The 18,318-nt window shown below is 34.8% G+C and carries 20 protein-coding genes; 15 read left to right on the top strand and 5 right to left on the bottom strand.

Annotation, left to right across the window (positions count from 1 at the left end; all coding sequences use genetic code 11):
* Positions 1 to 521 precede the first annotated feature (521 nt).
* The 11 genes from I9192_RS08385 to I9192_RS08435 all read left to right on the top strand — a co-directional run bounded on the left by I9192_RS08385 (position 522) and on the right by I9192_RS08435 (position 9,553).
* Positions 522 to 1,001 (top strand): hemerythrin domain-containing protein, encoded by a 480-nt coding sequence (locus I9192_RS08385; RefSeq protein WP_009584881.1) that lies wholly within the window; start codon positions 522 to 524, stop codon positions 999 to 1,001.
* Between the two features lie 367 nt (positions 1,002 to 1,368).
* Positions 1,369 to 2,019, top strand: a complete 651-nt coding sequence (locus tag I9192_RS08390) for a paraquat-inducible protein A (RefSeq protein ID WP_200150327.1) — start codon at positions 1,369 to 1,371, stop codon at positions 2,017 to 2,019.
* Positions 2,016 to 2,795, top strand: coding sequence for a paraquat-inducible protein A (locus I9192_RS08395; protein WP_200150328.1), 780 nt, complete (start codon positions 2,016 to 2,018; stop codon positions 2,793 to 2,795). The genes I9192_RS08390 and I9192_RS08395 overlap by 4 nt, the downstream gene beginning before the upstream one ends.
* A gap of 44 nt (positions 2,796 to 2,839) precedes the next feature.
* Positions 2,840 to 4,492, top strand: a complete 1,653-nt coding sequence (locus I9192_RS08400; RefSeq protein WP_370469252.1) for a PqiB family protein — start codon at positions 2,840 to 2,842, stop codon at positions 4,490 to 4,492.
* Complete coding sequence (locus I9192_RS08405) at positions 4,489 to 5,184, top strand: PqiC family protein (RefSeq protein ID WP_151713731.1); 696 nt, start codon at positions 4,489 to 4,491, stop codon at positions 5,182 to 5,184. The genes I9192_RS08400 and I9192_RS08405 overlap by 4 nt, the downstream gene beginning before the upstream one ends.
* Before the next feature lie 545 nt (positions 5,185 to 5,729).
* Positions 5,730 to 6,116: a VOC family protein gene (locus I9192_RS08410; RefSeq protein WP_200150329.1), complete on the top strand. Its 387-nt coding sequence runs from the start codon at positions 5,730 to 5,732 to the stop codon at positions 6,114 to 6,116.
* Positions 6,117 to 6,225: 109 nt separating this feature from the next.
* Complete coding sequence (locus I9192_RS08415) at positions 6,226 to 6,762, top strand: GNAT family N-acetyltransferase (RefSeq protein WP_005029855.1); 537 nt, start codon at positions 6,226 to 6,228, stop codon at positions 6,760 to 6,762.
* A gap of 5 nt (positions 6,763 to 6,767) precedes the next feature.
* On the top strand, positions 6,768 to 7,205 hold the full coding sequence (locus tag I9192_RS08420) for a pyridoxamine 5'-phosphate oxidase family protein (RefSeq protein ID WP_005029853.1): 438 nt from the start codon (positions 6,768 to 6,770) through the stop codon (positions 7,203 to 7,205).
* A gap of 13 nt (positions 7,206 to 7,218) precedes the next feature.
* Positions 7,219 to 7,350: a pyridoxine 5'-phosphate oxidase C-terminal domain-containing protein gene (locus tag I9192_RS22565; protein WP_080740834.1), complete on the top strand. Its 132-nt coding sequence runs from the start codon at positions 7,219 to 7,221 to the stop codon at positions 7,348 to 7,350.
* A 351-nt stretch (positions 7,351 to 7,701) separates the two neighbouring features.
* A complete protein-coding gene (locus I9192_RS08430) occupies positions 7,702 to 8,241 on the top strand; it encodes a type 1 glutamine amidotransferase domain-containing protein (RefSeq protein WP_151962096.1) in 540 nt (179 codons plus the stop codon).
* 823 nt (positions 8,242 to 9,064) lie between these two features.
* Positions 9,065 to 9,553 carry a pyridoxamine 5'-phosphate oxidase family protein gene (locus I9192_RS08435; protein ID WP_200150330.1) on the top strand — a complete coding sequence of 163 codons (489 nt, stop codon included), beginning with the start codon at positions 9,065 to 9,067 and terminating at the stop codon, positions 9,551 to 9,553.
* A 43-nt stretch (positions 9,554 to 9,596) separates the two neighbouring features.
* Here the strand turns inward: I9192_RS08435 and I9192_RS08440 are convergent, their stop codons facing one another.
* Positions 9,597 to 10,064 (bottom strand): BLUF domain-containing protein, encoded by a 468-nt coding sequence (locus I9192_RS08440; protein ID WP_042089834.1) that lies wholly within the window; start codon positions 10,062 to 10,064, stop codon positions 9,597 to 9,599.
* Positions 10,065 to 10,103: 39 nt separating this feature from the next.
* Positions 10,104 to 10,553, bottom strand: coding sequence for a BLUF domain-containing protein (locus tag I9192_RS08445; RefSeq protein ID WP_200150331.1), 450 nt, complete (start codon positions 10,551 to 10,553; stop codon positions 10,104 to 10,106).
* 1,035 nt (positions 10,554 to 11,588) lie between these two features.
* Between I9192_RS08445 and I9192_RS08450 the strand changes: the two genes are divergently transcribed.
* The 3 genes from I9192_RS08450 to I9192_RS08460 all read left to right on the top strand — a co-directional run bounded on the left by I9192_RS08450 (position 11,589) and on the right by I9192_RS08460 (position 13,337).
* The gene (locus I9192_RS08450; RefSeq protein ID WP_004831314.1) at positions 11,589 to 11,747 is read left to right on the top strand and encodes a DUF1328 domain-containing protein; all 159 of its coding nucleotides are present in this window, start codon (positions 11,589 to 11,591) and stop codon (positions 11,745 to 11,747) included.
* Between the two features lie 102 nt (positions 11,748 to 11,849).
* A complete protein-coding gene (locus I9192_RS08455; RefSeq protein ID WP_200150332.1) occupies positions 11,850 to 12,119 on the top strand; it encodes a hypothetical protein in 270 nt (89 codons plus the stop codon).
* 654 nt (positions 12,120 to 12,773) lie between these two features.
* The gene (locus tag I9192_RS08460; RefSeq protein WP_200150333.1) at positions 12,774 to 13,337 is read left to right on the top strand and encodes a TetR/AcrR family transcriptional regulator; all 564 of its coding nucleotides are present in this window, start codon (positions 12,774 to 12,776) and stop codon (positions 13,335 to 13,337) included.
* A 23-nt stretch (positions 13,338 to 13,360) separates the two neighbouring features.
* Here the strand turns inward: I9192_RS08460 and I9192_RS08465 are convergent, their stop codons facing one another.
* Both I9192_RS08465 and I9192_RS08470 read right to left on the bottom strand, forming a co-directional pair.
* The gene (locus tag I9192_RS08465) at positions 13,361 to 14,578 is read right to left on the bottom strand and encodes a multidrug effflux MFS transporter (RefSeq protein ID WP_200150334.1); all 1,218 of its coding nucleotides are present in this window, start codon (positions 14,576 to 14,578) and stop codon (positions 13,361 to 13,363) included.
* A gap of 366 nt (positions 14,579 to 14,944) precedes the next feature.
* The gene (locus I9192_RS08470) at positions 14,945 to 15,763 is read right to left on the bottom strand and encodes a sulfite exporter TauE/SafE family protein (RefSeq protein WP_005029827.1); all 819 of its coding nucleotides are present in this window, start codon (positions 15,761 to 15,763) and stop codon (positions 14,945 to 14,947) included.
* A gap of 95 nt (positions 15,764 to 15,858) precedes the next feature.
* On the opposite strand from I9192_RS08470, the gene I9192_RS08475 reads away from it, so the two are divergent.
* The gene (locus I9192_RS08475) at positions 15,859 to 16,632 is read left to right on the top strand and encodes an AraC family transcriptional regulator (protein WP_010591082.1); all 774 of its coding nucleotides are present in this window, start codon (positions 15,859 to 15,861) and stop codon (positions 16,630 to 16,632) included.
* 155 nt (positions 16,633 to 16,787) lie between these two features.
* Here the strand turns inward: I9192_RS08475 and proP are convergent, their stop codons facing one another.
* Positions 16,788 to 18,269: a glycine betaine/L-proline transporter ProP gene (gene proP, locus I9192_RS08480; RefSeq protein WP_005029822.1), complete on the bottom strand. Its 1,482-nt coding sequence runs from the start codon at positions 18,267 to 18,269 to the stop codon at positions 16,788 to 16,790.
* Between the last annotated feature and the right edge of the window lie 49 nt (positions 18,270 to 18,318).

Genomic DNA, 18,318 nt, shown 5'->3' on the forward strand with positions numbered 1-18,318 from the left:
ATTTATTTATTGGCTAATTGTTTCTCATTTTAAAAAATATTTTTATACGATGGTTTAATTAATTGATAATGAGAATATTTTTTATTTATAGTGGTTTTGTTGGATGGATATTTTTTAAAAATGTAAAAAAAATAATATATTGGAAAGTATGATTAATTTTATTTCCAATACCTATGGTTAAGGATTTTATGTGTTTTTATGTATTTATTGAAAAAATATGAATCTAATCCTGTGTTGCTTATTATTTAACTGTTGGAGAGGACTGCGATGTTTTAATTTTGTAGTGTTTTAAATTTAATTTTTTAATGTTGTATATTGGGAATCAATTATATGATTGTTTTAATTGAAATAAATTTAATGTAAATAAAATAGTAGGGTGGCTTTGAAAAATAAAAAAAATTACAATAGTTTATAAAAATTACAGTGCTATACAGTTGAATTGCTTTTTACTAACAAATTTCAACAACATTTTTTTAAACCATTAAGAATAATTGATATGAATTATTGGAAAAGGATAGTAAATGATGAATGCTAAAGTAAATAATAATATTTTTGATGAATTGAGAAGAAGTCATGATAAGCAAAGAAAATATGCTGAACAACTCATTCAAACCTCAGGGGATACTGAAGAAAGAAGAAATTTATTTGATGCTCTGAAAAATGAACTTTTTGCCCATGCTGTTGCTGAAGATCGATATTTTTATATTCCTTTAATGATGACAGATCCTGGTTTGAATATCACCAGACATGCACTTTCTGAACATCATGAAATGGATGAATTGTTAGAGCAACTTACTGAAACAAAATTTAGTCATCCAAGTTGGTTAACAACTGCAAAAAAACTTTCAGAAATTGTTCACCATCATTTAAAAGAGGAAGAACATAGTTTTTTCCAACAAGCAGGTAAAATATTAGGTGAAAAAGAGAAAAAAGATTTGGCTAAACAATATGCAGCTGAATATCAAAAGTACTTAAACAAAGATAAAGATAGCCTTGTGTAAAAGGCTATCTTTTATTAAGTTTTTAAGGGAAAAAATTTTTTGAAAGCTTTTTATCTATGCTTAATGATCAATTTACTGATGGATTAACAGTATAACGATGTTTTTAGGTTTGCAATCGTATAACAATAGAAGTAACAGAATGATTGTTCTGAGTTTTACTTTTTACTCCTGATTTGAAAAAAACTAAGTCTCAATAGTCTAAAAAACATTATTTTAATCATTGATGTTATCTTGCCTGAATTGAATGTTAATTTGTTTAAAAATTGTGTAGTTAAGAGAAACAATGATTGAGATGTTAAAAATAAAATGTATAAGATAGATGAACTGTTCTTCTAAATGAAAGAATCAATCGAACGGATGTCAGCTTATGGCGAATAAAAATAATCAGCCTTTAGCATCGGCGCAACCTCTTCACTTAAATGAGTTGGTCGGTTGTGAAGAGTGTGATGCGATTTATCGTAAAGTTGACTTATTACCGAATGAGCGTGCTTATTGCACCTGTTGTGGTGCAGAGTTATATCGACGCAGCCGACCTTTTTCGTCATTGCTTGCTTTAGTCATTACAGCACTGATTGTATTTGTTATTGCCAATAGCTTCCCTATCGTGATTGTGGAGTTACAAGGGAATACCTCACAAACCACGCTGATTGGAGCTGCATGGACCATGTTTCAAATTCAGCGTCCTTTTGTCGGGGCACTGATTCTCATGACTACATTTATTGTTCCATTGATTGAGTTGTTATTGTTGAGTTATGTCTTAAGTTGTGTCGGTTTGTTTAAATACCGACCTCACTATCTCAGATTGGCACTGAAAACTTTATTTTTATTTAGAACATGGGGGATGGTGGAAGTCTTTTTAATTGGTGTATTGGTCACCTTAGTTAAATTGGTTGGAATGGTGACGGTAATTCCGGGTGTGGCACTTTGGGCGTTTACGATCCTAAGTATTCTTTTGGTTTATATTGCTTCGGTGAAGATCAAAGATCTTTGGGATGAAGTCGATCGGAGCTTAACATGACACAAAAGAATCATCATGATGATGAGATTAGTTCAGTGCTAGAGCATCTTTCTGATGTTGATTTACAAGTCAAAAACTATGTGCGCGCAAAGGATGTCGGATTAATACAATGCCATTGTTGTGGCTTACTGAATTCTATTGGCTCAAGCATAGACGAACATTCTGAACTCAAGTGTTCAAGGTGCAAAAGTGCATTACACTCGCGTAAACCGCAAAGTTTAAATCGAACTTTTGCTTTAGTCATTGCCGCAGCAATTTTATATATTCCAGCCAATGTAATGCCGATGACAGTAACGGATTCTTTATTGGGACGTCAGCAAGATACCATTATTAGTGGGGTGATCTATTTTTGGCAAAATGGAGATTATCTGGTGTCTGTGGTCATATTCATGGCAAGTATTTTCATTCCAATTTTAAAATTATTAATTTTGATTTTTTTATTGGTCGCCGTGTATATGCAATCATCTTCAAGATGGCATTTTTCACCTGAACATTGTGCACTGTTATATCGAATTGTTGAATTTATTGGGCGCTGGTCGATGATTGATGTTTTTGTTGTGGCTTTATTGACAGCTCTTATTCAAATCCAATCTTTAGCGACCATCTTGGCTGGACCTGGAGCTGTGGCTTTTGGAGCAGTCGTTGTTTTAACCATGTTTGCTTCATTGAGCTTTGATCCAAGACTGATCTGGGATAATTATTTCAAAGCGCACAAGGCGAATTCTCAACAACCCCAACAGATGAACACAGTTGTTATTCATCAACTGAAAAGTTAAAACGAAACCATATCCTCATGATTAAATGCTAAAGAATGATCACTATGCCAGATAATACGCCAAACAACCAAGATTCTACACCAAGCCCAAGTGAGACCACGGAGAATGGTGTATTTCTCGCTGAACCTGAAAAGAAGAAGGCGCGTTGGCGACCTGCGCTGATTTGGCTAGTTCCATTCATCGCACTTTTGATCGCATTGTCACTTGCTGCTAAAGCCATACTGGATACAGGTCCAACGATTGAAGTGTCATTTCGTACTGCAGAAGGTTTGGTCGCAGGCAAAACCACAGTGCGTTATAAACAGGTTGATATCGGTTTAGTCCGTCAAATTGATCTTTCTGATGATCGTTCACACGTGATTGCCAAAATTGAATTACGTAAAGATGCCAGTAATTTTGCTGCTAAGGATTCACGCTTTTGGGTGGTTAGACCTCGTGTAGGGACAGGGGGCATTTCTGGAATTGATACATTATTGTCTGGCGCTTACATTGAAGTGGATGGTGGCAAGGCGGAACAAAAGCAGGAGACTTTCACTGGGCTTGAAGTTCCACCTGTTGTAGCCTCTGATATTCCCGGCAAAGTTTTTTTCTTAAAAGCGCAAGATCTCGGCTCGCTTGATATTGGCGCACCGATTTACTATCGCAAAATAAATGTCGGGCAGATTACGGCTTATAAATTGGCAAATGATGGGAAAAGTGTTGAATTACAAACCTTTATCCAATCACCTTATGATAAGTTCGTAACTACAGATGCACGCTTTTGGCAAGCAAGTGGGGTAGATGTTTCTTTAAATGCTTCAGGCTTTAATTTAGATACTCAATCCCTTGCCAGTATTGTTGCTGGAGGGATCGCCTTTGGCTACCCAGAAAATTCAGCGGGCAGTATCGCACCGAATCATAGTTATTTTACTTTATCAGACTCTCGTAAAGAGGCGATGAAAGAACCTGATGGTAAGCCACGTCCAATTATTATGTACTTTGATCATTCATTACGAGGTCTAACTGCAGGTGCACCTATTGATTTTATGGGTATCGAAATTGGCAATGTAAAAGCCATTAATGTTGAGTTTGATCAATCTTATACCCAGTTGCGTATGCGTGTAGATGCGACCATTTATCCATCTCGCTTGGCGCATGGTAAAGAGCTTGATCCTGATGGTGAAATTTTCAAAAACTTTATCGCAAATGGTTGGCGTGCACAGATGCGTACAGGCAACTTGCTAACTGGTCAAAATTATATTGCCTTTGATAAGTTTCCAAAAGCCAAAGCCGCAACTTTGAAAATGCGTGTAGATGGGCGAGCTGAGGTTCCAACCACTGCGACGGAATTAAGTGGTTTACAAGCTCAAGTATCACAAATTGCGGATAAGTTGAGTAAGTTCCCACTCGATGAAATTGGACAAGATGTACGTAAAACATTCAGCAATATGAATAAGACCATTGAATCTACAGATAAACTGGTTAAACAGTTGGATGATAAAGTTGCACCAAACTTACAAGCAACATTGAATGATGTACGTAAGACAATGCAATCTAGTGAATCGATTTTATCCAGTGATGCGCCAATGCAGCAGGATGTACGTAAAGCTTTGCAACAAATGACCCGAGCTGCTGCTTCATTACAGTTAATGGCTGATTATATTGAACAACACCCAGAATCATTAATCCGTGGTAAAAAAGCAGAGGCTAATAAATGAAAAAAACAGATAAAAAATTATTCGATGCTGCTTTGACTATGAGATACGCTGGCGCTTTATCTACAGCGATATTGTTATCTGCATGTTCAAGCTCGCCAGTACCGAACTACTATAGTTTAACGACTCAAGTATCTCCTTTAGCCAACTCAAAGGTTACTGTCATTGAGGTATTGCCTGTAGGATTGCCTGATCGTATCAATCGTGCTCCTATCGTGATTCAGGATATTACGGGTAAATCTCAAATTTTAGATAATGAGCGGTGGACTTCAACTTTAGGAGCGGAACTTCGCGATAATTTATCTGCAGGTTTGCAACAAAAACTGGGGGCAGTGGATCGTTATAATAGCGGGATGGTGGGTGGAAAAATTTCTTATCGGATTGCCACTGATTTTTCACGTTTCGATATTGTTCATTCGACAAATCAAACGAATGAAAAAATAGAGGTGTCTGTAGCTTGGATTGTGAAGCGTAATGATCCCACGATTACTTTGGATCAAAACTCTACCCAAAATCAGCAATTGGCATGCCGTATGAGTTTTGCTCAAGACGTAACAGGCAATCATAAACAAATGCAAGATATCGTCAGTACAGCCAACACTGCTTTAAACCGAGTCGTAGATGCTGTGGCACTTTCGATCGTATCTTTAGATTCAAAAAAAATAGCGCGTGTTGATGGTGTGACTTGTACTTAAGCTCACTGCACAAATGCAAATAGCTGTCATTGTGCTATTCAAGTTTATGGATTGATCTATATCCGATAGGCTGCGTTCATAGGTCTTTTTTAAACTTTAAATCAATATAAAATCCCCGCACCTTGCCTTCTTCATCATGGAGAAGGCACTTTGAATATTCATATATTTAACTGAATTCTTGCGTTGCGAACAAAGCAGTGCTTTATTTTAACCCATATAGCTCTACTCAACATGGAGACATCCATGTCGCCTCCCGATAGCAAGAACATCTGCGAATTAAAAAAATAAAAAACTGATTAAGCAAAACTTTTTAAAATTCATATAAAAAGCATAAAATTGATTGAAGATGAGTCGCTTGTTTGAAAAATTAGACGGTTTGGCTATATCGACTTTGCATTGATTTATACAGTTAAACATTGGATGCGGCAAAGAATCGGCCCACATTCATAGTCTTGAAACGATGTTGAGTATGAAAAAATACATTAAATTTCATTTAAAAAGCTGATAAATTGGTTATTTATGATCAATCGATTTGAAGGCATTCTATGGAAATTTCACATTTAGATCATTTGGTCTTAACAGTTGCGGATATTGAGAGAACTTGTGTTTTTTATCATCACGTCTTAAATTTTGAAATCATTACATTTGGAAATAATAGAAAAGCGTTAAAGTTTGGTCAGCAAAAATTAAATCTGCATCAAGCAGGTAAGGAGTTTGAGCCAAAAGCCAAACATCCAACTCCGGGCTCTGCTGATTTATGCTTTATCACAGCTACACCCTTGAATGAGGTGATCACACATTTAGCGCATCAACAGGTACAAATTCAAGAAGGTCCAGTTCGGCGTACAGGCGCCGTAGGAAATATCATGTCAGTATATATTCGTGATCCAGATGAAAATTTAATAGAAATTTCAAATTATATAACCGAATAAATGAGACACAAAAATAGCGGTGTAAGCGTGATCACCATTGACATTTTTTAATACGGCAATCGCTTGTCTTGAGCAAGAGATATTTTCAATTAAAGAAATTGGAATAGATATGCAAACAATAATAACCACCGCAAGACAAAGCTTTATGCTTCGTAAAGCAAAGGCTCAAGATTTACCTGATGTGTTAGATATCTTTGATGGCGTTGTTGAGTGGCTCGTTTCCATTGGAAATGCCCAACAATGGGGAGAAGTACCGTGGTCAACTTCAGCCAGACAGATTGATCGTGTCTCAGAAGCACTTGCTTTGCCTGATGCTTGGGTTGTTGAAACACAAGATGGTAGTGTTTGTGCTGCTATTGTTATGGGGGATGCTATGCCTTATGTTCCGCTTGCAGCTCAGCCAGAATGTTATGTACGTTTACTTATCGTAAAACGGGGGCAGCAGTATAAGGGAATAGGGCGTCAATTATTGGCTTTTGCTGATCAGCAAGCTAAAGAGAAGGGAATCCATCATCTACGGCTTGATTGTTATGCGGGCGGTAATGGAAATCTAGTCAAGTTTTATCAATCCTGTGGTTATCAATCTACATTGAGTTTTAATGATGAAGGGTGGTCAGGACAAGTGTTAGAGCGTAACTTAGGATAAAAGCTATGAATCATCCGCTTAGACATCTCCAAGATCTTTGGTCAAAAGCAAAGCAAAGTGGTGTTCTACCGCATCGAAATGTGATTTGTATTTCGACCATTGATGATCAGGGTTTTCCTCACTCTCGATTCGTAGACTTAAAAGAAATTAATCAAGAAGGGTTAATATTTTGTACAGATTTGAAGTCAAATAAAGCAAAAGAGATTCTGAATAATCCCAAAGTCAGTCTAACGATTTGGTGGGAGCATGTGGCTCATCAAATCAGAATACAGGGATTCTGTTCGCTAATTGATCCTCAACTTGCAGATTCCTATTGGGAAAAACGGGTTCATGACGCTCAAGTGGTGTCTTATATTTTTGATCAAAGCCAAGAAATTGAACACTCGAAGCCATGCAACAAAAATTTCTTGATGAAAAAAGTAAATATGATCGTCATAATCTGATTCGTCCTGAGACATGGGGGGATTTATCATAAAACCCATACAGATCGAATTTTTAGAGTTTAAAGAAACACGTCTACATTTAAGGACACAATATTCACTCAATTTGACAGATCAATTATGGGTGAAAAATTTTTTACAACCATAAGACATTTGGAATAGCTTGAAGGCGAACAATATTTTAATATTCATAAAACGCAATCAAGTAATCGATATGATTGATTATTTTATAAAAAATTAAATACAATCTTTAACATCAAAGCGCGTAAAACTCTCATTTCAAAAAGGGTAAATGAACTTTTAAGATTGAATACATCCATCAGACTTGAGTGTACTGTCGTTTTGGATTTGTGTAAAAAGGTCTAAATTAAATCAACAGATATAACAAATCTTACAACAATGCATTTCAACAATTAACAAGAAGGTGTTTAAACAAGTACATCCGAAAGCCAATTTTTTGTTAGCTTAAAAACATACATACATATTGGTGGAGTAAGAAATGTCAAAAAAAGTATTATTTATCACTTCAAACTCTGGTGTAGAGCATGATGAACTCAAAAAGCCATTAGACTTTTTAACAGGTAAAGGAATTGAGTGTATTCATGCCGCAGTTGAATTAAAAGATGTACAGACCGTTCTTCATGATGATGAAAAATCTGCATCCTATTCACCAAATGCAACTTTAGAAAAATTAGATCCAAATGACTACGATCTACTGGTCATTCCAGGCGGAACGGTGAATGCAGATCAATTAAGAATTGATGAAAATGCACTAAAAATTATCCAATCATTCACAGACAATAAAAAACCCATTGCGGCTATATGTCATGGTCCTTGGGCTTTCATTAATGCTGAGCGAATTAGAGACAAAAATTTAACTTCATATAAAAGTATACGTTTAGATTTAGAGAATGCAGGTGCAAACTGGATTGACGAGCAAGTACATCGTTGTAACACTCATGGATGGGTTTTGATCACTTCACGTAATCCCGATGATATCCCTGCTTTTAATCAAGCTATATTAAACGAGCTTGAATAATTTTTTGATTTTGAAAGATTTAGAAATAAACTGAGTGCTTTGTCTTACTTTTACCAAGATCTGGTACTCAGTTTTTTTAAATATATATGATTGTTATGGTTTTTTTAATCGATGTGTGATCTTAATCTGTGATGCTTTAGCTATTTTGTCAAAGCAACTGAGTAATCAGAGTTTTTAAACTAAATTTACATATTCGGCTTGTATTGTAACTCCTTTTTAATACTATAAATCAACATAAGTTCCGACCTTTATCCTAATGTTGGCACAACTTTCAATACCTCTTTAATTCGATGAACATGATTATTTTAAGATTTATGAAAGATAACTATTAAAAAAATAAGATAAAAAATATTAATTGAAAAAATAAATTACATAATTTTAATAAATAAAAATATTAAGCTGAATCTGATTTAGGTTATAGTTTGAATTATTTTAAATTTAGAGAATATGCCATTGTGTATTTATGAAATTGTACTTCAAGATGAGAAATTTCAGTTACACAAACTTGTTAAGGTTAAGGACACTATTTACAATCCCATTCATAAAAACGAATCATTCATGTGGTTTTGGATTTATTCGGATACATCTGAATTTTTTTATTTTGATTTGTGGAATGAATTGGATCATGCGGAAATAGGTCAATATATTAGATATAAAAAAAATATTTTTAAAGTTGTGAGTATTAATAATAACAAAAAGATAAATTATTCATAAATCATGATCTTTAACTATCATGATTAAACATTTAATAAACATAAAGGAACTGTTTTGTTTTGCCGGTTGGTAGATATTTAAGATTCAAGTTTATAAAGGGAATAGCAACGTGGAAAATTTAAATCAAGATTATGAACAGATTAATGCATTAATAAAAGATATTCGATTTGTGATGGTCACATTTATCACTGAAGAAGGGCATTTACATTCAGTGCCTATGACCACACAAAATACTGATTTTAATGGTGTCGTGTGGTTTATTGGCGCTAAAAACTCAGAATTAGTTAAAAATATAGCAACTCATCAGCAGGTTAATCTCGGGTATAGTCATATTTCAAATAATGATTACATATCAATTAACGCTATTGCAGAGTGTGTACATGATCCAGAGATTCTTGAGCAATTATGGTCACCAGCGTATGAAGCATTTTTTGAGCAAGGTAAAAATGATCCCAATATCCAATTGATTCGTGTCGTTTGTAATGGGGCGCAATATTGGAAAGGTAATGGGAAGTTGGTGACCTTATTCAAACTCGCTAAAGCTTCTATCACTGGTGAAACTGAGCAACTGGGTAGCAGCCAATCTGTGAAGCTTTAAATGCTTGGTAGATTAGACGAACGAATGTTCGTCTAATCTAAGTTTATAGAAAAGTTGATACGCCGCGTTGATTTAGCCCCACCTTTTTACGCATACGAGTTTGCTTTTCGCTCAGAAGTTCTTTTAAGAATATATCTAAATTATCTTCATTGAGCGCAGTTGGCGTGAATAATTCATATCCCATTTGATTGAAGAATATATCAATTTTCGAACACTTCTGAACATATTTCATTGACCAGTTCTTAAAGTAAATTTTGTCAATTTGCATGATTTTGAACTCAACAATATCGTGATGTCTAAGGTCATTCTTTATCTGCTGAAATAACGTTTGAACGATCGCTTTATCACCTTCAAGACACTGAAAGAAGTAATTATTGGCATAATACAAAACACCAAAAATTTGATTGTTGCTATTAAACTCTCTAGCAGTGTTTAAGATATTATTCAGATCTTCAAGTAAATCAGAAGTCAATTGATTGCGAGAACTCGCATAACACAATCGAATTAACATATGCGTTTTCTCAAGTCATTTTGAGAAGAAAACACTGGATCACTCATTGACATCAAAGTTATAAGGTTCAACATCATACTCTCCAGCTAAAAGATCAATAAAAGAAGGAATCGTCTCGCTTGAGAGAAGAAAGGGATTAAAATCATCCCGGTGATTTTCTATAAAAAAGTCTCCAAGCCTTTTGTTGACTGGAGCAAATTTCATATTCCAATGTTTAAATAATCCAATGTCACATTTTTCATAGTATAAAATTTCACAATTTTGATGACGTTGGTCTTTCAAAATTTGATTGTAAAAAAGATCATCTACTTTACTTTTACGTCCTTCTAAACATTGAACAAAATATCCATGCCCATAGTAAAGAACGCCTGTAATTTCATTACGAGAATTAAAATCCACAGCTGAATTCAAAATCTCTATGAGATCATTTTTGACATCAGGATGAATACTCGTAGCTTTACTTGCATATAAAACTCTCACAAATTCCATTGGTAGTCTTCCATCATAAAATTTACTCCGAACTCGGTGCTAACGCTTTAATTTTATTAATAAGCTTTATGTTTTCACATAGGAAGATTAGTACTGATGATTACCATACAGGGTTTCTAAATTGAAAGCGAACATATTGGAAGAATTTATTAAAAAATATGAAATGTAACGTTTTTTTATTGCTGTTTGAGTGATTTGTTAAGTTAAATTGATGGAAGTTTATTTTGTTAAAAATAAAATTTTGAAAATAAAAGGAAAATTATAATTTTTATTAAAATAAATTGGTTAAAAAGTATACAAGTGTAAGATATTTCTCACAATCATGTAAGCTATGGATTATATCGCCTGTTTTTCATTTATTTATACTGCCTACATACACCACAAGTGTTCATTATTATAAAGCTGAATAATTATTTAAGTTGTTTGTCGCTAACACTTAAATTAAAAAAGCATTTATTAAATTAATGAACATAATAAAAATTGTTGTGTATTGGGGTAGCCCTCCTCCTTAGCCGGTTTACTAAGGAGGAGGGGTTTTTCTAAGCTATAAAATATGAGGGAATGAAATGTTAATTTTAAAAAATTTATTTATTTTTGTTGTCTCAATATTCGCTATTTCCTTGCTTATTATTATTTTTGATAGATTGGGAATGAACAAGTATGTAAATTTATTTACAGCAGCGCTAATTTATGGGGCGTTCATTACCATTTATTTTCAAAAAATATTTTTAAGTCTATCTTTCTTTTTTGGGTTTTATACCCTGTTATTCATGATTAGTTATTCGATTGATGTGTTAATCATGCTATTCATTTCATGTGCTGTATTGTTTTCAATTAAATTTGTCATGCCTAAATTGAAGAATGCAGAGATTGATCACATTTTTAGTTTTAATAAGTTATATAAAAAATGATTCTTTGAAAATTATTTTTTATATAAAAGTATTGAAGCGTTAAATGCCGATATAAACATGTATTGGTATCAAGTTCTTTAAATATTAATGTGAAAGTAAAAGATTAATTTATGGAGTAGTACATATGTTTCGTTGGGCAATCATTTTTGCAGTCATTGCACTTGTGGCAAGTTTACTTGGATTTGGCGGTGTAGCTGGGCTTTCTAAAGACTTTGCAGTTATTCTTTTAGTTGTAGCGGTCATACTGACCATTATTGGTTTTATTTCTAGAGGAAAAATGTAAGTGCCTTCTTCAATTTCAATAGAGTCTTGCTGGCTCTATTGACGATTGGTGGGAATGCTAAAAAATTATCGAATGCATTGAATATTAAACATTGGATCAATTATGAAAAATATCAACTATTCATATGTTTTAGAACAGATTTATAACTTTCTGTTGCTTACACCTGATTTCAAAAGTAAGACTAATTTTGAAAAAGTTATTGAATATTTCAAAGTGCTTAATCAAGGTGTAGATGATGATTTTATTTTCGAAATTCCTGATAAAGTTATTGGTCAATTTGGAAATAAAAAAATGATCAATATTATCAATGCGCCTGAGATTGATCATAAGAATAAATTTTTGGATTGGGTGGATCAGCAAATCAATGCATAGCGTTCTATAAGATTGCAGAAGGGGAATTGTTCCTTAAACGTTTTAATCTAATTTGCCAGTCAAATGATTGTCGAGTTAACCGTATGCCCCCATTCCTACCAACTCAAAAAGTTAACCTAAAACACTCATTTTATGGACATGATGTTTAAACAAATAAGTACGATAAAATCAGATTGATACAATAGACTCACCATCGACGCACTGAGTATAAATAACGGATTATACATAGATATGAATTTCATAAAATGCTCGTGCTCAAGATCATTATTTTTATAAATTTTAGTTATGAAGAAATGTTGAAATCAAAGTTAAATTTTATTAATATCGTAGTTGCGATAGATTCTCATCTATCCTTTCGCGAAAAAAAGTTGGCAGCCCGGAAAGACGGGCACTATTTTTACCTGTAAGTTTTTATGCCGATTTACAAAATGAGGTTAAATCATCTTTAAACTTAATTTTGATTTGATATCGGCTAAAGAACTCATCAAAAGACCAGTATCAAAAAGAAGTCTCATAAAATATAACGATTTGAATTGATTTTATTTTTTTAAATTATATAAACTTTTGTCATTTGACTGTATCAATAGGTAGGCTTGGGTTGGATTTGCTTTACATGCTATCATTCAACGATTCGCAATAAAGGTTTTTGTTTTCGTGACTGCTATCAAAATTCAAAAAGCTGCCTTGGAACGTTTTGCAAAGCAAGGGTTTAGTGCAACTTCGATGAACGAAATTGCAACGGATGTCGGTATAAAAAAGCCATCAATTTATGCGCATTTTAAAAATAAAGATGATTTGTATTTAAGTTTAATTCCCATCATGGTTGAGCATGAACTAAATTATGCAAAACAAATATTGATCGGTGGCGAGGAAGTATTTCAACAATTCAATCTGTATTTGAGTAGTATTGTTCAGCGATTTGATCAATCATTTGATGTGCAATTTTGGGTCAATGCTTTGTTGAATCCACCAAAACATATTTATGCTGAGGTAATCGAACCCATGCACTTATTTATGGAACATTTAGAGCAAATTTTTATGCAGGCTCTGAAAGATCTACCTGAAAATCAGTTAGATCATGTGACTTTGGCTCGAATGTATATGAGTTTTGTGGATGCCTTACAGAGTGAATTAATTTATGGTGGTAAACAAAAATACCAACTTCGTTTAACCGCAATACTCAATGTATTGGATGTATTGAAAAACACCTGTAAATAAACGAGTGTTTTTCAATAGTTCAATCAAGTGGTTTTCTGATATTTACTCATTTTGTTTGCATAAATGCTAAGTGCGAACATCAACAAACCGCAGAGCAGGAGTGTAAGAGGTAAAACTGAAATGTGCTCAGGCATCAGACTGGCAAGGAATCCAATCATTGCCCCTAAGGCATATTGTATTAGTCCCATAAATGATGATGCGACTCCAGTTAAATGGCGCTCTGCTTGTTGCATTGCCAAAGCGGTCAAATTTCCAAATAAGAAGCCTGTTGACCAAATCGCTAAACCTAAGGTCAAGATATATTCTATTAATGTCGGCTGCCCAAACAAGCTACTGAGGCATAACCCTATACTGGCAATTGAAAAAATACCCAAACCTAATTTTAATATTTTATAAGCAGACCAAAACTGATTCAGCAGCCAAATTGAAATTTGCCCTGTAACGATAAAACAGAAGGCGTTAAATGCGAAAAGATAGCTGAAATAACTGCTATTGAGCTGATAATGCTGAAGAAAAATATAGGGCGAGTTGCTAATGTAAAAGAAGAATCCGCCAAATAAAAAGCCACTTGCAAGGGTAAAGTATAAATAAGCGTGATTGCTACAGATCGAACGATAACTGTTGAATATATTTTTAAAATCCAATGCTTGTCTTTTTTCAGGAGGGCAAGTTTCTGGCAATGATCGGATACTCCAAAGCAGTAGAATCGTGCCTAGAGCGGCTAAAGTATAGAATATGATCTGCCATGAGTTATGCTGAATTAAATAGCTGCCGACAATGGGTGCAACAATAGGTGCCACCATCATGACTTGCATTAAAATTGAAAAATTCTTTGCAGCTTCCTGTTCGTTACAAAGATCACTGATAATCGCACGTGGTGTAACCAAACCTGCCGCAGCACCTAGTGCTTGTAAAAAACGAGCTGTCAACAAAAGTTCCAATGAGCTTGCAAAACTTGCAATCAATGAACCGATGATAAAGATCAATACGCCAATGATTAAAGGTAATTTGCGTCCAAAATGCTCTAATAAGGGACCATAAATACCTTGTCCAATAGCTAAACCAATTAAAAATATGGATAAAGTTTGCTGCATTTCATTCAGATTGACACTGAGACTTTTGGCAATTTCAGGAAATGCAGGTAAATAAATATCGATCGCTAACGCATCGAGTGCAGTCAACATCGCAAGCAGCACAATAAGAGCAAAACCAATTTTTTGATGGCGTATATTTAGATTCATAATGATTGATCTGTGAGATTACCTAACGTTAGGTAGGTTAATTAATTTGTTTTAACTTTACAAGCTGAAGTTTGCTCTTTATTCATTGAAATAATGCCATTTTAGTTGTGTGGAAACAGGGGATAGTGGTGAAATTTTCTACTATCATAATGATATTGCTGATTTTTGAATGACTGAATTATCAATATTATCAATGTCTATTCCATTATTTGCGTCATTGTCTGTGGAGTAGAATGACACTTATTGTTTTTATACCATCGTTTGAATGTGATTACTCTTAAGTTGATGAAGATCCTAATTTATTCAGGATCTTATCAGTTGAAAATATTGATTTTGGTTTAAGAACGAGCAGACAAACTTATCTCATTAAGTCAGTAAAATACTGAATAGGACCAAAGTTAACAAGACAATATAACCGCGTTCATGGGCTGTATTGGATAATTTACTTGATAAACCAAGGGTGAGTTTCATCCCTATAAAGCCTCCAAGGATTAAACATATTAATGCTGGATAATAGAAATATCCCCAAAAATGTATCCCTAAGTGAGGTGGTTGTATCCATTGAGTTATGATTAAGGTTAAGCAACCCGCAAGTGCAACAGGCATACTGAGAGGATTAGCCAGAGCGACAGCGCTAGACATATCTAAGCCACAACGGCGAAATAAAGGAACGGTCATTACACTTCCACCAACACCGAGTGCAGCTGCAATACCACCTATGAATATGCCACCCAGACGCTGTTCTTTGGCGTTTAAGACACGTGTAGAAGTTTGCTGAAATTGCTGTGATTTGAGTTGTCGTGAGAGACAGTCCAGAATTGTCATTGATAAATAGGTTACAAATGCCCATTTTAAATAAATAGGTGCTATATAGAGTGATAAAAAAGTCCCGATTACTGCACCTATCCCTATCCAATAGGCAATCGGAAAAAGATATTTTCGCTGTATATTACCTCGTTTGAACTGTTGATATGAGGCAAGCCCAGAGTTGATAAGCATCAATAACAATGAAGTTGCAACAGCACTCTTGAACGCCATCGTATACGCCAATGAATCAGATACTTCATGCAGGCGAATGGTGGAATAGACCAATGGAACGACGACGAAACCGCCTGCAAAACCAAATAAAATGGTAAGTATACCGCTAAGAATGCCTGCACCCAGTAGAATAAAATAGAGTTCCATAATCAGAATCTTAAAAAATAATTCAGATTTTAGAGCTTTATAAAATAGGCAAGTTTGTTATATTCAGCTTTCAATTACTTAATTCAGACATGTGTATGAAGCAAATTTCTATTCATAGCATTGAGCATCTAGAGCATAAAATCATTGCCATTGAAACCCAATATGCTGAATTTTATAGACTTGCACAACATAGTCATCAACGTGCCCAACTGCTGTATGGTGCAGAAGGTGTGATGCATGTTGAAACACCTCAAGGCAATTGGATTATTCCGCCTGAAAGAGCAGTATGGATTCCCCCGGAGGTTCCACATCAGCTGACTTTGTTTAATGTGAAAACATGTAGTATCTATATACGTCCTGAATATTTACCTCGTCCTTCAACACAATGTGAAGTCTTGGCAATTTCTCCTCTACTGAGACAGCTACTTTTAAAAGCGCCCCAACTTAATCCACCTTTCTGCAAACATGATGAATTGATTTTTGATTTGATTTTAAGTGAGCTTGAATTGTCTGAGGTGATCGATTTACATTTAGCCTTACCTGAAAACCCAACGATGCTGAAGATTTGTAGAGCATTTATTCAGCGTCCGAATATCCATTTTTCTCCTGAAGACTTTGCTGCACAACTTTGTGTCAGTGAACGTCATTTTAGTCGACTATTCAAAACTGAAACGGGGATGTCCTTTTCTAAATGGCGACAACATGCGTGCGTATTGTTAAGCTTAGAAAGGCTGATTCGACAGCATTCAATTCAACAGATTGCTTATGATTTTGGTTTTAAAAATCCTGCTGCATTTAGCACCATGTTTCATCGTGTTTTAGGAATGAGCCCAAGTCGATATATTCAGCGTAATGATTTTGCAAATTAGAATGTAATAATATTTCAAAAAAATGACGTTGAGAAAATTGAATGCACTATGAAACTGGCTACTTTAAAATATTTGAATAGACAGTTTCATTTGTTCATTGAGTATCTTATGTGCCACTCTACGAAAGTGTTTTGCGTTACAAATTAATTCCTAAACTAATCTATATCAGGATGTTGTTTTGCAAGATGATCACGCTTTTCTTGTAACTCCTCGATTTTTTCATCAATTTTTTCGATTTTTTGCTCAATATTGTCATGATACTGTTCTAACAGTTCTTCAGCCTCTTCTATATCCACTGCCATTGGTTTTGCACCTTTTAGTGGTAAGTTTGCAGTTTCTTTAAGATAAATTGCAGTAATCACACCAAAACAACCGCAAACCACAAGATAATAAGCTGGGATCATAATATTCTGTGTAGTTTCCACCAAGGTCGCCGTAATCGTTGGCGTTAAACCGGCAATGACCACCGAAATATTAAAAGCAATTGCAAGTGCGCTATAACGAATCTCTGTCGGGAAAAGTGCAGGCAGGGTTGAAGCCATGATACCAATCAGCATATTCAATGAAAGTGCCAACATCAATAAACCCAAGAAGATCAAATAAACGTTGTTGGTTGCAAGCAATAAGAAGGCAGGGTATGACAAGACAATCAGTGCAATACTGCCTGCGAAAACAAAGGGGCGACGACCTATTTTATCACTGAGCATACCAACAAAGGGTTGTACAAACAGCATCCCAACCATGACTGCGATAATAATCAGAACACCATGATTTTCAGAATAGCCTAAGTTGTGTGAAAAATAACTCGGTAAATAGGTCAAAAGCATGTAGTAAGTGACGTTGGTACACAGCACTAGTCCCACACAGACCAATAAACTACGTTGGTGATCTCGTAAAATTTGTTTAAAACCGACTTTTTGTGGTTTCTTGAGCTGTGATTGCGCTTCGGAATGTGCTTGAAAGGTCGGTGTTTCATCTAAGGAGTGACGTAGATATAAGCCAATCAATCCTAAAGGAAGTGCTAAGAAGAAGGGAATTCGCCAGCCCCAATCGACAAAGGCTGCTTCACCTACGGCAAAACTGATCATTGAGACTACACCAGCCCCAATGACAAAACCTAAAATAGACCCAAAATCAAGCCAACTGCCCATAAAGCCACGTTTTCGGTCAGGTGAATATTCGGCAACAAAGATTGCTGCACCTGCATATTCTCCGCCGACTGAAAAGCCTTGTGCAATTTTTACTATCAGTAATAAGATTGGTGCCCAAATTCCAATACTCTCATATGATGGAATCAATCCAATACCAAAAGTACTGACCGACATGATAATAATGGTAATTGCCAGAATTTTTTGACGACCATATTTATCTCCTAAAAAACCAAAGAACAATCCGCCTAAAGGGCGAAATATAAAGGGAATTGAAAAGGTCGCTAAAGCAGCGATCATTTGTATGCTGGGTGAGGAATAAGGAAAAAAAACCTTACCTAATACATAAGCCACATATCCATAAACACCAAAATCAAACCATTCAATCGCATTTCCCAAAGCTGCTGCTTTAATGGCTTTTTTTGTCTTATCATAATCAATAATTTCGACATCATCGATTTCAAGGGGTTTGATTTTTCTTTTATACATATATGCTTAATCCTGATTTATGACTCTGTTTTACAGTTTTCACTAAAAA

It is taken from the genome of Acinetobacter bereziniae, assembly GCF_016576965.1.
Taxonomy (GTDB): domain Bacteria; phylum Pseudomonadota; class Gammaproteobacteria; order Pseudomonadales; family Moraxellaceae; genus Acinetobacter; species Acinetobacter bereziniae.

What these genes read in the sequence shown, in the direction of transcription:
- I9192_RS08385 (WP_009584881.1), top strand. Translation starts at nt 522, where the DNA reads ATGATGAATGCTAAAGTAAATAATAATATTTTTGATGAATTGAGAAGA.
- I9192_RS08390 (WP_200150327.1), top strand. Translation starts at nt 1,369, where the DNA reads ATGGCGAATAAAAATAATCAGCCTTTAGCATCGGCGCAACCTCTTCAC.
- I9192_RS08395 (WP_200150328.1), top strand. Translation starts at nt 2,016, where the DNA reads ATGACACAAAAGAATCATCATGATGATGAGATTAGTTCAGTGCTAGAG.
- I9192_RS08400 (WP_370469252.1), top strand. Translation starts at nt 2,840, where the DNA reads ATGCCAGATAATACGCCAAACAACCAAGATTCTACACCAAGCCCAAGT.
- I9192_RS08405 (WP_151713731.1), top strand. Translation starts at nt 4,489, where the DNA reads ATGAAAAAAACAGATAAAAAATTATTCGATGCTGCTTTGACTATGAGA.
- I9192_RS08410 (WP_200150329.1), top strand. Translation starts at nt 5,730, where the DNA reads ATGGAAATTTCACATTTAGATCATTTGGTCTTAACAGTTGCGGATATT.
- I9192_RS08415 (WP_005029855.1), top strand. Translation starts at nt 6,226, where the DNA reads ATGCAAACAATAATAACCACCGCAAGACAAAGCTTTATGCTTCGTAAA.
- I9192_RS08420 (WP_005029853.1), top strand. Translation starts at nt 6,768, where the DNA reads ATGAATCATCCGCTTAGACATCTCCAAGATCTTTGGTCAAAAGCAAAG.
- I9192_RS22565 (WP_080740834.1), top strand. Translation starts at nt 7,219, where the DNA reads ATGGGGGGATTTATCATAAAACCCATACAGATCGAATTTTTAGAGTTT.
- I9192_RS08430 (WP_151962096.1), top strand. Translation starts at nt 7,702, where the DNA reads ATGTCAAAAAAAGTATTATTTATCACTTCAAACTCTGGTGTAGAGCAT.
- I9192_RS08440 (WP_042089834.1), bottom strand. Translation starts at nt 10,064, where the DNA reads ATGTTAATTCGATTGTGTTATGCGAGTTCTCGCAATCAATTGACTTCT.
- I9192_RS08445 (WP_200150331.1), bottom strand. Translation starts at nt 10,553, where the DNA reads ATGGAATTTGTGAGAGTTTTATATGCAAGTAAAGCTACGAGTATTCAT.
- I9192_RS08450 (WP_004831314.1), top strand. Translation starts at nt 11,589, where the DNA reads ATGTTTCGTTGGGCAATCATTTTTGCAGTCATTGCACTTGTGGCAAGT.
- I9192_RS08455 (WP_200150332.1), top strand. Translation starts at nt 11,850, where the DNA reads ATGAAAAATATCAACTATTCATATGTTTTAGAACAGATTTATAACTTT.
- I9192_RS08465 (WP_200150334.1), bottom strand. Translation starts at nt 14,578, where the DNA reads ATGAATCTAAATATACGCCATCAAAAAATTGGTTTTGCTCTTATTGTG.
- I9192_RS08470 (WP_005029827.1), bottom strand. Translation starts at nt 15,763, where the DNA reads ATGGAACTCTATTTTATTCTACTGGGTGCAGGCATTCTTAGCGGTATA.
- I9192_RS08475 (WP_010591082.1), top strand. Translation starts at nt 15,859, where the DNA reads ATGAAGCAAATTTCTATTCATAGCATTGAGCATCTAGAGCATAAAATC.
- proP (WP_005029822.1), bottom strand. Translation starts at nt 18,269, where the DNA reads ATGTATAAAAGAAAAATCAAACCCCTTGAAATCGATGATGTCGAAATT.